Origin of the sequence: Spirillospora sp. NPDC000708, assembly GCF_040299565.1 — a bacterium.
Taxonomy (GTDB): domain Bacteria; phylum Actinomycetota; class Actinomycetes; order Streptosporangiales; family Streptosporangiaceae; genus Spirillospora.
This window is the reverse complement of record NZ_JBEPCJ010000075.1, coordinates 43,047-54,712: the sequence shown is the minus strand read 5'-3', so window position 1 is coordinate 54,712 and position 11,666 is coordinate 43,047. Positions and strand designations below refer to the sequence as shown.

At 72.7% G+C, this 11,666-nt stretch carries 14 protein-coding genes; 9 read left to right on the top strand and 5 right to left on the bottom strand.

The genetic code is table 11. The features are described 5' to 3' along the window. Positions 1-127: 127 nt before the first annotated feature. From ABT299_RS38395 to ABT299_RS38375, 5 genes are all read right to left on the bottom strand, one after another. A complete protein-coding gene (locus tag ABT299_RS38395; protein WP_500253728.1) occupies positions 128-967 on the bottom strand; it encodes an LLM class flavin-dependent oxidoreductase in 840 nt (279 codons plus the stop codon). A gap of 111 nt (positions 968-1,078) precedes the next feature. Then, positions 1,079-2,005, bottom strand: a complete 927-nt coding sequence (locus ABT299_RS38390) for an NADP-dependent oxidoreductase (protein ID WP_500253727.1) — start codon at positions 2,003-2,005, stop codon at positions 1,079-1,081. Between the two features lie 18 nt (positions 2,006-2,023). Beyond that, a complete protein-coding gene (locus tag ABT299_RS38385) occupies positions 2,024-2,347 on the bottom strand; it encodes an antibiotic biosynthesis monooxygenase family protein (RefSeq protein ID WP_500253726.1) in 324 nt (107 codons plus the stop codon). A 40-nt stretch (positions 2,348-2,387) separates the two neighbouring features. After that, positions 2,388-2,726, bottom strand: coding sequence for an antibiotic biosynthesis monooxygenase family protein (locus ABT299_RS38380; RefSeq protein WP_208265935.1), 339 nt, complete (start codon positions 2,724-2,726; stop codon positions 2,388-2,390). Positions 2,727-2,779: 53 nt separating this feature from the next. Further along, positions 2,780-4,426 carry an FAD-dependent monooxygenase gene (locus ABT299_RS38375; protein ID WP_500253725.1) on the bottom strand — a complete coding sequence of 549 codons (1,647 nt, stop codon included), beginning with the start codon at positions 4,424-4,426 and terminating at the stop codon, positions 2,780-2,782. 343 nt (positions 4,427-4,769) lie between these two features. Between ABT299_RS38375 and ABT299_RS38370 the strand changes: the two genes are divergently transcribed. The 9 genes from ABT299_RS38370 (at position 4,770) to ABT299_RS38330 (ending at position 11,662) form a co-directional block, all read left to right on the top strand. Further along, positions 4,770-5,042 carry an acyl carrier protein gene (locus tag ABT299_RS38370; protein ID WP_190855288.1) on the top strand — a complete coding sequence of 91 codons (273 nt, stop codon included), beginning with the start codon at positions 4,770-4,772 and terminating at the stop codon, positions 5,040-5,042. Further along, positions 5,042-6,088 carry a methyltransferase gene (locus ABT299_RS38365; RefSeq protein ID WP_433135876.1) on the top strand — a complete coding sequence of 349 codons (1,047 nt, stop codon included), beginning with the start codon at positions 5,042-5,044 and terminating at the stop codon, positions 6,086-6,088. The genes ABT299_RS38370 and ABT299_RS38365 overlap by 1 nt, the downstream gene beginning before the upstream one ends. Positions 6,089-6,111: 23 nt before the next feature. Beyond that, positions 6,112-6,357 carry an acyl carrier protein gene (locus tag ABT299_RS38360; RefSeq protein ID WP_190855292.1) on the top strand — a complete coding sequence of 82 codons (246 nt, stop codon included), beginning with the start codon at positions 6,112-6,114 and terminating at the stop codon, positions 6,355-6,357. After that, the gene (locus ABT299_RS38355; protein ID WP_190855294.1) at positions 6,357-6,830 is read left to right on the top strand and encodes an SRPBCC family protein; all 474 of its coding nucleotides are present in this window, start codon (positions 6,357-6,359) and stop codon (positions 6,828-6,830) included. Before ABT299_RS38360 ends, ABT299_RS38355 begins: the two co-directional genes overlap by 1 nt. A 61-nt stretch (positions 6,831-6,891) precedes the next feature. Continuing rightward, positions 6,892-8,409: an amino acid adenylation domain-containing protein gene (locus ABT299_RS38350; RefSeq protein WP_500253724.1), complete on the top strand. Its 1,518-nt coding sequence runs from the start codon at positions 6,892-6,894 to the stop codon at positions 8,407-8,409. A 1-nt stretch (position 8,410) separates the two neighbouring features. After that, positions 8,411-8,740 carry a TcmI family type II polyketide cyclase gene (locus tag ABT299_RS38345; protein ID WP_190855298.1) on the top strand — a complete coding sequence of 110 codons (330 nt, stop codon included), beginning with the start codon at positions 8,411-8,413 and terminating at the stop codon, positions 8,738-8,740. Between the two features lie 14 nt (positions 8,741-8,754). Next, positions 8,755-9,174: a cupin domain-containing protein gene (locus ABT299_RS38340; protein WP_190855300.1), complete on the top strand. Its 420-nt coding sequence runs from the start codon at positions 8,755-8,757 to the stop codon at positions 9,172-9,174. Between the two features lie 5 nt (positions 9,175-9,179). Beyond that, positions 9,180-10,439, top strand: a complete 1,260-nt coding sequence (locus ABT299_RS38335) for a beta-ketoacyl-[acyl-carrier-protein] synthase family protein (RefSeq protein ID WP_387026556.1) — start codon at positions 9,180-9,182, stop codon at positions 10,437-10,439. Further along, positions 10,436-11,662 (top strand): ketosynthase chain-length factor, encoded by a 1,227-nt coding sequence (locus tag ABT299_RS38330; protein WP_190855305.1) that lies wholly within the window; start codon positions 10,436-10,438, stop codon positions 11,660-11,662. Before ABT299_RS38335 ends, ABT299_RS38330 begins: the two co-directional genes overlap by 4 nt. Positions 11,663-11,666 lie beyond the last annotated feature (4 nt).

The window sequence follows — 11,666 nt, the reverse complement described above, 5'->3', positions numbered from 1 at the left end:
GCCCATCTTCGACCCGGCGCGGGGGGGCCCGGGGCCGGCCGCCACCTGACCGCCCGAGCAGGGCGAGAGGGGCGGTCCGAGGAATCGGACCGCCCCTCTCGCCGTGCGCCGGGCCTCACACGCCGCGTCACATGATGATGTCGGCCAAAAGGTCCACCTGGGACGGGTCGGGATCGACCGGCAGCAGGATCAGCTCGTCGGTGCCGACCTCCGCGTACTCCTTCACGGTGCGGCGGATGGTCTCGGCGTCCTTGAGCGTCGCGTCGGCGACGCGGTCCGCCACCCATTCGGAGAACGAGTAGTAGCTGCGCAGGTAGTCGCGCGCGTGCCGGTCGGCGTCCTCGCCGACCGAGAAGTACGCCAGCGCCTGCAGGAAGGGGGCGCCGTCGCGGCCCGCCGCCTTCCAGGCCCGCCGCGCCTGCTCGGCGCCGCCGGCGAAGGAGTCCGCGCCGTCCGCCCCGGCGATCCAGCCGTCGCCGAAGCGCGCGACGCGGCGGAACGACCGGGGGGCGAACCCGCCGATGATGATCTCGGGGGCCCGGCAGGACGGGCCGATCCCGCCCTCGCCCGCCCAGACCGCGGTCATCTCCGCCAGCATGCGGTCGAACTCCTTCCCGCGCTCGGCGTAGGAGGCGTTCGAGGCGACGTAGTCGTCATCGCGGCCGCCCGGGGCCATGCCCAGCACCAGCCGCCCGCCGGACAGCTTGTTGACCGAGGCCGCCTGCTTGGCCAGCAGCGCCGCGTTCAGCCGGCAGGGCGCGATGACGACGCTGGTGGCGAGCCGGATCCGGCGGGTGACCGCGGCCGCCGCGGCCAGCGCGACCAGCGGCTCGTAGTTGTCGAAGACGATCCGGTCGATGGCGGACAGGCAGGAGTACCCGCGGTCCTCGGCGCGGCGCGCCCATTCCAGGATCTGCTCGGGGCCGGCGCCGGGGATGTTGGCGGGCAGGCCGATGCCGATCTGCATGTCGGCTCCTTTCGGGGGTCGGTCGTACTGTTCGCCGGGCACGTGGACGGAGCGCCCGCGGGTGTGGGCCGACACCGCGGGCGCTCCTCGGCGGGGCGCGATTCGGGACCGTCAGGGGGTGAGCAGGACGCGCCCGCGCACGCCGCCCTTGGCGAGCATCGCGTGCGCCTGGGGCGCCTGCTCGAACGGGAAGTCCTGCGCCACCCGGAGGGTGAACCGGCCCTGCTCGGCCAGCGACACCAGCTCGGCGAGCCGCGCGCCGTCGGCGGTCACGTGGACGCGGTGCACGCTGATGCCCCGCTCGGGCTCGGGCGTCTTCGGCGGGGTCAGCCCGGCGTACGCGCCGCCGTCGCGGACCGCGGCGATCATCTCGGGACCGATGGTCGCGGCGTCGACCAGCGCGTCCACGCCGTCCGGCGCGTGCGCCCGCAGCGCCGCCACCGGGTCGTCGGAGCGCGGCACGAACACCGCGCCGAGCCCGGTGAGGAACGCCTCGTCCTGCGCCGACGCGACCGCCAGGACCCGGTGGCCCCGGCCCGCCGCCAGCTCGGTGGTGTAGCCGCCGACGGCGCCGCCCGCGCCGGTGACGGCGATCGTCGCGCCGGGCGCGGGGTCGAGCAGCTCCAGGATCCGCAGCGCCGTGAGGCCGTTGACCGGGATGGTCGCGGCCTGCAGCGGGGTGGCCCCCGCCGGCGCCCGCGTCACCGACGCGGCGTTCAGCACCACGTACTCGGCGTAGGTGCCGGCCTTGGTGTCGAGCCAGTCCGACATCCCGATGACGGCGTCGCCGGGGGCGAGGCCGGTGACGTCGGGAGCGACCGCGTCGATCTCGCCCGCCACGTCCCAGCCGAGGACGTACCGCGGCCCCGCGGGGAGCATCCCGCCGAGCCGGCCGGCGCGCGCCACCAGGTCGAAGTTGTTGACCGTGGCCGCCGCGACCCGGACGCGGACCTGGCCCGCCTCCGGCTCCGGCGTGGGGATCTCGACCACCGACAGCACCTCGGGGCCGCCGAACGAGGTCATCGCCACTGCTCGCATCGTCGCGTCCTCTCCGCCTCAGGCCTGGTCGTGGAGGTAGGCGAGCCGGCAGGGGTTCGGGTCCACCGAGGTGATGATCCCGCTGACCTCCTTGAAGTAGGACTGGAGGTCGGAGCGGGCGCGCATGTCCTCGAAGGCCTCCTTGCTCTCCCACTCGGTGATGGTGATGAGGCGCTTGCCGTCGTGGCTCAGGTGCATGGCGACCCCGACGTTGCCCTTGTGCGCGCCCATGACGTCGGCGCCCTTGGACATCACCTCGAACAGCCTCTCCTGGTGCTCGGGCTCGGTGTCGAAGATGTTGACCATCGTGAAGTGCGCCTTGTCGGCGGGAATGCGTGCCATCGGGTTGGCGTCCTTTCAGTCGTGCCCGCGGTGCGGGCCGTTACCTCGTGGTGGGGGCGATCTCGTCGTGGGTGTAGGCGACGCGGCAGGCGATGAGCTGCACGTCGCTGACCAGGCCGTGGACCTCGCGGAAGTGCTCCTGCCGGTCGGGCAGGGCGCGCATCGCGTCGAAGGCCTCCTTCTTCTCCCACTGCGCGTAGCCGATGAGGCGCGTGCCGTCGTGGCTGAGGTGGAGGCCGGCCGACACCAGGCCGGGGAAGCCGCGGAGCCGCTCCTCGCCCTCCTTGATCACCTCGAAGAGCCGGCGCTGGTTCTCCGGCGTCGTGGTGAAGACGGTGATGGTCGTGTAGTAGTCGTCGTCGGTCGAGATGTGCACCATGGCCGGTCCTCCGCATCGGTGGCTGGCGGGCTCGGGAACGGGCGGTCGGGGGATCAGGGGGTCACGGCGGCGGCGCGGCCGGTGACGGCGTCCAGGACCTTCGTCAAGGTCGTCCCGGCGTCCTCGGCCGCCTCCTCGGCGCGCCAGGCGACGAACCCGTCGGGCCGGACGAGCACCGCGCCCGAGGAGCCGATCCCCGCCGCCTCCGGGAACGCGCCGCCGGGGTCGTCGAGGTCCATGGCGGGTCCGACGGTGTACGCCCGCAGCGGCATGCCCGAACGCTCGGCCTCCCGCCGGGCGGCGCGCGTCCAGGCCGCGCCCTCGGGCCCGGCCAGCAGCGCGTAGGCGTCGCCAGCCAGGTCGACCGAGGACACCCGCTCGCCGTCGCGCTCCAGCCAGACGTGCGGCACGCGCATGCCGGGGCGGCCGTCGATGTTCAGCTCCTCCGGGAGCGCCTCGGTGAACGCCTCCCCGGCGACGGCGTCCGACGCGTAGCGGTAGCCCATGGTGATGGTGGTCTGGTCGCGCTGGTCGTACTTGGCGGCCTCCTTCGGGGCGCTCCACTGGATGTGGCGCATCCACGCCTGGTCGGCCGTCTCCTTCCCGACGGGCCGGCGCTCGGCCTCGTAGGTGTCCAGGAGCGCCTCGCCGGCCCAGCCGTTGATGACCGCGGCCAGCTTCCACGCGATGTTGTTGGCGTCCTGGACGCCCGCGTTGGCGCCGAACCCGCCGGTCGGCGGCATCACGTGGCAGGCGTCGCCCGCGAGGAAGACCCGCCCGGAGCGGTACCGGTCGACGACCTCGTGCGCCATCCACCAGCCCATGGTCATGTGCACGTCGATGGGCAGGTCGGGCACGCCGGTCGCGGTGCGGATCAGCTCCGCGCACTCGGCGTGGGGGATCCTGCCCTCCTCGATGTCCTCCGGCCCGCAGAACAGGCCGAAGATCCACCGCTCGTCGTCCAGCTTGAACAGCATGCCGGGCGCGGTGCGGTTGGTCAGGTAGAGGATGAGGAACCGCCGGCCGCCCAGGATCGCGTCCAGGTCGGCCTTGAACAGCACGTTCAGCACGTGGCCGACGGTGCCCTCGCCCGACCGCCCGATGCCGAGCGCGGTCCGGATCCGGCCGCCGGCGCCGTCCGCGGCGATCATGTACCGGGCGCGCACGGTCCGCTCGGCGCCGGTGGCGCGGTCGCGGACCGCCGCGGTGACGCCGTCGGCGTCCTGCTCGAACCAGAGCATCTCGGTGTTGAACTCGGCCCGCGCGCCGCGCGCGACGGCCTCGCGGAGCATGATCGGCTCCACCCGGTCCTGGCCGCACCAGACGGGCTCGACGGGGCCGACGTCGTCGAACCGGTTGACGCCCTGCTCCATGACGATGACGTCCCCGTTCACGACGTGGGCCAGGGAGTCGGCGCGCAGGATGGCGCGCGGCAGGTGGTGCGGCGGCAGGTCGGTGCGCGACCAGTACTCGCCGCGCACGACCTTCTCGGCGGTGTCCCAGACGGCCTGCTGGACGCCCACGGTGCGGAACAGCTCCATCGTCCGCGGGCTGACGTGGGTGGAGCGCAGCAGCTGGGAGGTCGTCGTGTTGCGTTCCACCAGCAGGCAGTCGACGCCGTTCTGCCGGAGGAAAAGGGCGGCGGCAAGGCCGGTCAGCCCGCCTCCAATGATCAGTACGGGAACCTCGACATCGGGCACGGTGCGTCCTCATTCGGTCGTGGGCCGCATTGATGAGCGACCAGCCTCATGCGGTAAATCACTCTGCGGCAGATGCTGACCAATCGCTCTAGATTCTCACTGAGGGATCTGTGAAAGGCCACGTCAGACTGCATGTGGTGCAGTTATTGGCGGGCCGACGCTGATCGTTCCAGGGTCTGATAAAACCCTGGAGAAACGCTAGAATCGCTTTCCTCTGTCCTGATCCGGACATTGCCGTCCGGCGGCCTTGTGAAAAGAAATGCGCGTGCCGAGTATGGGGAATCGATGTCGCCCGGTAATTGGCATCGGGCAGTGCACATCCAGCGGACAGTAGGACTTGCAGATGAGCCAGATGACCCTGGAAGAGTTGATCGACATCACCCGCGCCCAGGCCGGCGAGGCCGAGCAGGGCGTGCTCGACGGCGATGTCATCGACGTGCTCTTCGAATACCTCGGCTACGACTCGGTGGCCCTGCTCGAGGTCGTCAGCGAGATCAAGCACCGCTTCGGCGTCGACCTGTCCGACGAGGCGGTCGGATCGGCCCGGACCCTGCGCAAGCTCCTCGCCCTGATCAACCAGGCCATCGACGGCGACGTGAAGCGAAGGAGCGCGTGATGCCCGCTACACCGGCCACTCCGGTCAACCCCGTCCCGGACGACCTCCACGCCCAGCACCTGATCCTGCTGGCCTGCTCGGGCCGGCTGTCGCAGCTGGTCGAGCTGCTCATCGAGTTCGAGATCGCCGACCGGCTCGCGGACGGCCCGCTGCCCGTCGAGACCCTGGCCGAGCAGACCGGCACCCACGCCCCCTCGCTCTACCGGATCCTGCGGACCGCCGCGTCGGTCGGCCTGTTCGCCGAGACGGAGACGAAGGGCACCTTCGAGCTGACCCCGCTCGCCGACGGGCTGCGCTCCGGCAACCCCCGCGCGGTTCTCGCCCTCGCCAAGTACAACCGCATGGACCTCACGCAGCGCGCCTACGCCGAGCTGCGGCACAGCGTCCGGACGGGCGAGCCGGCCTTCGAGAAGGCGTTCGGCGTCCCGTTCGTCGAGTACCTGCAGCGGAACCCCGAGATCGACGCCTACTACGACGGCTTCATGTCGCACTGGAGCCGGCAGTTCGTCGAGCAGGAGCTCGCCCAGTGGGACCTGGCGCGGTTCCGCCGGATCGCCGACCTCGGCGGCGGCGACGGCTTCTTCCTCGCCCACGTGCTGAAGGCGTTCCCCGAGACCACCGGCCACCTGATCGAGCTGCCCTGGATGGCGGAGAAGGCCGCCAAGCTGCTCGCCGAGCACCAGGTGGGCGACCGCGCCGAGGTGGTGGCCGGCGACCTGCGGACCGCGGGCGTCCCCGGCGACTGCGACTGCTACTTCATCAAGGCCGTCCTGCACGACCTGAACGACGAGGACGCCGGGCTGGTCCTGCGCCGCGTCCGGTCGGCGATCGGCGACCGGGACGCCCGGCTGCTGGTCGTGGACTCGGTGCTGGAGCCGGGCAACGCCTGGGACCACGGCAAGTTCCTCGACCTGGACATGCTCGTCCTGCACGGCGGCCGGGAGCGCACCCTCGACGACTGGAACGCGCTGTTCGCCGGGGCCGGCTTCGAGCTGATCTCCGAGCCCGTCTACCACTGGACGCTCCTCGAGTGCCGTCCGGTGTGATCACCGAACCCAGGAGGTACCCCATGCCCGCGCCCGCGGTGCCGCGCGAACGGCTGCACGACATCCTCACCACGCACATCGGCCTGGAGCCCGACCAGATCGACGACGCCCTGTCCCTCGCCGAGCTCGGCATCGACTCGATCGGCGTCATCGAGCTGGAGAAGGTCCTGCAGGACGACTACGGGATCAGCCTGCCCGACGAGTCGCAGGCGATGACCATCGCCGAGATCCACGCCCACATCAACGCCGCTCCGGGGAGTGAGAACTGATGGCCAACTCGATCGACAACTCCATCCACATCGACGCGCCGATCGAGCTGGTCTGGCGGACCATGAACGACGTCCGCCGCTGGCCGAGCCTGTTCACCGAGTACGCCTCGATCGAGGTGCTGCACGAGGAGGGCACCACGGTGCGGTTCCGCCTCACCATGGTCCCCGACCCCGACGGGACGGTGTGGAGCTGGGTCAGCGAGCGCACCTGGGACGACGCGACGAAGTCGTCGCGGGCGCACCGGGTCGAGACCGGGCCCTTCGAGTACATGCGCATCTACTGGGACTTCCGCACCGAGGGCGAGGGGACCCTCATGCGGTGGCGGCAGGAGTTCGAGGCCAAGCCCACGGCGCCGTTCACCGACGAGGAGATCACCAAGCGCCTCAACGACAACACCGCGATCCAGCAGGCGGTGATCAAGGAGAAGATCGAGCGGATCGCGCTCGGCGGGGCCGAGATCGGCCGCAAGTGAACCGGACGGCCCGCCCGCGCGCCCGCACGGCGCGCCAGCGGGCCGTCTCGAGGAGACAGCCATGCCACAACGGACCCTGCACTCCCGGTTCGCCGACTCGGCCGCCCGGCACCCGGACGCCGTCGCCCTCGAACTGGCCGGCGACCGCCTCACCTACCGCGAGCTCGACGAGCTGGCGGCCCGCGTCGCCGGCCGGATCGCCGCGCGGTGCGGCGGCGCGCCCCGCGCCGTCGGCCTGCACGCCTCGCGCACGCTCGCCGCGTACGCGGGCTACCTGGCGATCCAGCGGCTCGGCGCGGTGACCGTCCCGCTCAACCCGTCCTTCCCGGCGGAGCGCAACGAGCGCGTCATCGCGGCCGGACGGGTCGAGGCGGTGGTCTCGCAGGACCCCGGGTTCGCGGCCGCCGTGCCCGTCATCGGGCTGGGCCCGTCGTTCCCGGACGAGCTCGCGGGCGAGCGGCCGGCCCCGCCCGGACCGGCCGGGGACACCGCCTACATCCTGTTCACCTCGGGATCGACCGGGGTCCCCAAAGGGGTGCCGGTCGGCCACGACAACCTGTCGGCCTACCTGGACCACGTCGTCCCGCGCTACGGGCTCGGCCCCGGCTCCCGGGTGTCGCAGACCTTCGACCTCACCTTCGACCTCTCCGTCTTCGACCTGTTCGCCTCCTGGGCGTCCGGCGCGGCCGTCGTCGTCCCGCGCCGCGGCGAGCTGATGAACCCGGCCCGCTTCGTCGCCGGGCGGGGGATCACCCACTGGTTCTCGGTGCCGTCGCTCATCTCGGTGGCGCGCCGGCTCGGCCGCCTCACCCCGGCCTCGATGCCGGACCTGCGATGGAGCCTGTTCTGCGGTGAGCAGCTCACCGTGTCGCAGGCGCGGGCCTGGCGGGACGCCGCCCCGAACGGCGTCCTGGAGAACCTGTACGGGCCGACCGAGCTGACGCTGAGCTGCACGCAGCACCGCTACACCGAGGGCCTCACGCCGCTCAACGGCACCGTGCCCATCGGCGACCCCTATCCCGGCCACGACGTCCTGGTGATCGGCGAGGACGGGGTCCCGGCGCCCGCCGGCGAGCTGTGCGTGCGCGGCCCGCAGCGCTTCGCCGGCTACCTGGACCCCGCCGACAACGCCGGGCGCTTCGTCGCCTTCGAGGCCGGACGCGCCACCGCGTGGGACGGTCCCGGCCCGCCGGGGCCCGAGCTCTGGTACCGGACGGGCGACCTCGTCCGGCGCGAGGCCGGCGGCCTGGTCCATCTCGGCCGCACCGACCACCAGGTCAAGGTGCAGGGCTACCGGGTCGAGCTCGGCGAGATCGAGTCGGTGCTGCGCGACCAGCCCGGCGTCCAGGACGCCATCGTCGTGGCGGTCTCGCAGGGCGACGGCGCGATGGCGCTGCACGCCGTCCACACCGGCGAACGCCTCGGCCACGAGGAGCTGAAGGCGGCGCTCGCGCGGCGGCTGCCGCCGCACATGATGCCGCGCTCGCTCACGCACTGGGAGACGCTGCCGCTGAACGACAACGGCAAGGTCGACCGCCGCACCATCGCCGACTCCATCGCCGAAGAGAGGGAGCACTGAGATGCAGCGAGTGCTGTTCATCGACCGGATGCGGCCCGAGGACGCGCCGGCCGTCGCCAAGATCTGGACCGAGCACGACCGCACCGGGCTGCCAGAGCGGATCGGCGTCGTGAACCGGACGCTCTACCGCTTCCACGGCCTCTACGTCCACCTGGTGGAGGCGCGCGACGACCTGCCCGGCGACCTCACCGAGCGGATCTTCGCGGCCCGCACCGATCCGGCGTTCGTCGACACGCGCGACCGCCTGGCCGCCCATCTCGAGCCGTACCTGCCGGAGTTCCGGACCCTGAAAGACACCCGAGCCGAGCAGTTCTACCGCTGGCAAGCATGACGGAAAGGCCTTCCATGTCCGGTCTGACCAAGGTGTCGATGGAGGACGTCAGCCCCAGCCGGCGGCTCGGCGGCGGCATCCGCCCGCTGCTCAGCCCCACGTCGGTCGGGGCGACCGCGGGCTTCCTCGGCACCATGTCGCTCGACCGCGGCGACTTCGTCGCCGCGCACTACCACCCGTACTCCGAGGAGTTCATCTTCGTCGCCGAGGGCCGCGTGCTGCTCCGGATCGACGAGGACGAGCTGCTCCTCGGCACCCACGAGGCCGCGATGGTCCCGAAGACGCGGTCGCACCGCATCGAGAACGTCTCGGCGTCGCCGGCGCTGCTGGTGTTCCAGATGGCGCCGCTCGCCCCGACGCCCGAGCAGGGCCACGTGGAGGTCGAACCCGTTCCCTACCCGGACGCGCCCCCGCCGTCCCTGCGGACGAGGTGACCACGATGCGCAGAGCCGTCATCACCGGCATCGGGGTCGTGGCGCCCGGCGGGGTCGGGACCAAGCCGTTCTGGGAGCAGATCACCTCGGGGCGGCCGGCGACCCGGCGCGTGACCCTCTTCGACCCCGAGGGGTACCGGTCCCAGATCGCCGGGGAGGTGGACTTCGACCCCGTGGCCGCGGGGCTGCGCCCCGACCAGGCGGCGGGCCTGGACAGGATGGTCCAGTTCGCGCTGGTGTCGCTGGCCGAGGCCCTCACCGACGGCGGGCTGCCGCTGGACGGCGCCGACCCCGGCCGGATCGGGGTGAGCGTCGGCACGGCCGTCGGCTGCACGATGGGGCTGGAGAGCCAGTACGCCAAGACCAGCTCCAACGGTCGCGACTGGCTCACCGACCACACCCTGGCCGCCGACAACCTCTACGACTTCTTCGTCCCGACCTCACTGGCCCGCGAGGTCGCCTGGGCGGCGGGCGCCGAGGGGCCGGTCACCGTGGTCTCGACCGGGTGCACGTCGGGCCTGGACGCCGTCGGCCACGCGCTGGAGCTGGTCCGCGAGGGCGCCGCCGACATCATGATCACCGGCGCGACCGACGCGCCGCTGTCCCCGATCACCTACGCGTGCTTCGACGCGCTGCGGGCGACCTCGCCCGACAACCACGACCCCGAGGGCTCCTGCCGGCCGTTCGACCGCACCCGCAACGGCTTCGCGCTGGGCGAGGGGTCGGCGATCTTCGTGCTGGAGGAGTACGAGCACGCCCGCCGGCGCGGCGCGCACGTCTACGCCGAGCTGTCGGGGTTCGCCACCCGCTGCAACGCCTACCACATGACCGGCCTGAAGGCCGACGGCAAGGAGATGGCCGAGGCGATCCGGTCCGCGATGGACCAGTCGCGGATCAACGCCGACGGCTTCGACTACATCAGCGCCCACGGATCGGGCACCCGGCAGAACGACCTGCACGAGACGGCGGCGTTCAAGGACGCCCTCGGCGCCGCCGCCTACCGCACCCCGATCAGCTCGATCAAGTCGATGATCGGGCACTCGCTCGGCTCGGTCGGCTCGATCGAGATCGCGGCCTGCGCGCTGGCGATCGAGCACGGCGTGGTCCCGCCGACCGCCAACCTCCGCGAGCCCGACCCCGACTGCGACCTGGACTACATCCCGCTCGTCGCCCGCGAGTACCCGGTCGGCGCGGCGCTCACGGTCGGCAGCGGGTTCGGCGGCTTCCAGAGCGCGGCGGTGCTGCGCAGACCGGAGGCGGCATGAGCGGCCGGATCGTGGTGACCGGGGCCGGGGTGCTCGCGCCGAACGGCCTCGGCGTCGCCGACTACTGGCGGGCGACCCTGGCCGGGCACGGCGGCGTCGCCGTGCCCGAGCGGCTCGACCTGTCGCCGTACCCGCTCAAGGTGGCCGGGGAGATCGCGGGGTTCGAGCCGGCCGGCGTCGTGCCCGGCCGGCTGATCCCGCAGACCGACCGCACCACCCGGTTCGCCCTCGCCGGGGCGTCCTGGGCGCTGGAGGACGCCGCCGCGGACCCGTCCGCGGCGGGCCGCTACGACGTCGGCGTGGTCACGGCGAACGGCTGCGGCGGGTTCGAGTTCGGGCAGCGCGAGCTGCAGAAGCTGTGGAGCCAGGGACCGCACCGGGTCAGCGCGTACCAGTCGTTCGCCTGGTTCTACGCGGTGAACACCGGCCAGCTCTCGATCCGGCACGGCGCGCGCGGCCACGGCTCCGTCGTCGTGACCGAGCAGGCCGGGGGCCTGGACGCGCTCGCCGCCGCGCGCCGCAAGCTGCGCGACGGGACGCTCCGCCTCGCCGTCACCGGAGGGGTGGAGGCGCCCCTGTGCCCCTGGGGCGTCACGGCCCAGCTGCCCAACGGCCTGCTGAGCGAGGTGCCCGACCCGGACCGCGCCTACCTGCCGTTCGACCGGGACGCCTCCGGATACGTCCCCGGCGAGGGCGGCGCGATCCTCGTCATGGAGACCGAGGACGCGGCCCGCGAGCGGGGCGCGCCGCACGTCTACGGCGAGATCGCGGGGTACGCCGCCTCCTTCGACCCGCCGCCGGGGTCCGACCGGCCGCCCGTGCTCACCAAGGCCATCGCCGGGGCGCTCGACGACGCCGGCGTGCGCGCCGACCAGGTCGACGTGGTCGTGCCCGACGCGATGGGCGTGCCGGCGATGGACCGCGCCGAGGCGGCGGCGCTCTGCGAGGTGTTCGGGCCGCGCGGCGTGCCCGTCGCCGTGCCCAAGACGATGACCGGGCGGCTGTACTCCGGCGGCGGCCCGCTGGACGTCGTCGCCGCCCTGCTGATGATCCGCGACGGCGTGGTGCCGGCCGCGGCCAACATCGGCGACATCCCCGCCGAGTACGGGCTCGACGTGGTCCTGGAGCGGTCCCGCGACCTGCCGGTCCGCACCGTCCTCGTCATCGCCCGCGGGCTCGGCGGCTTCAACTCCGCGCTGGTGGTGCGCGGGGTCCCGCAATGACCCG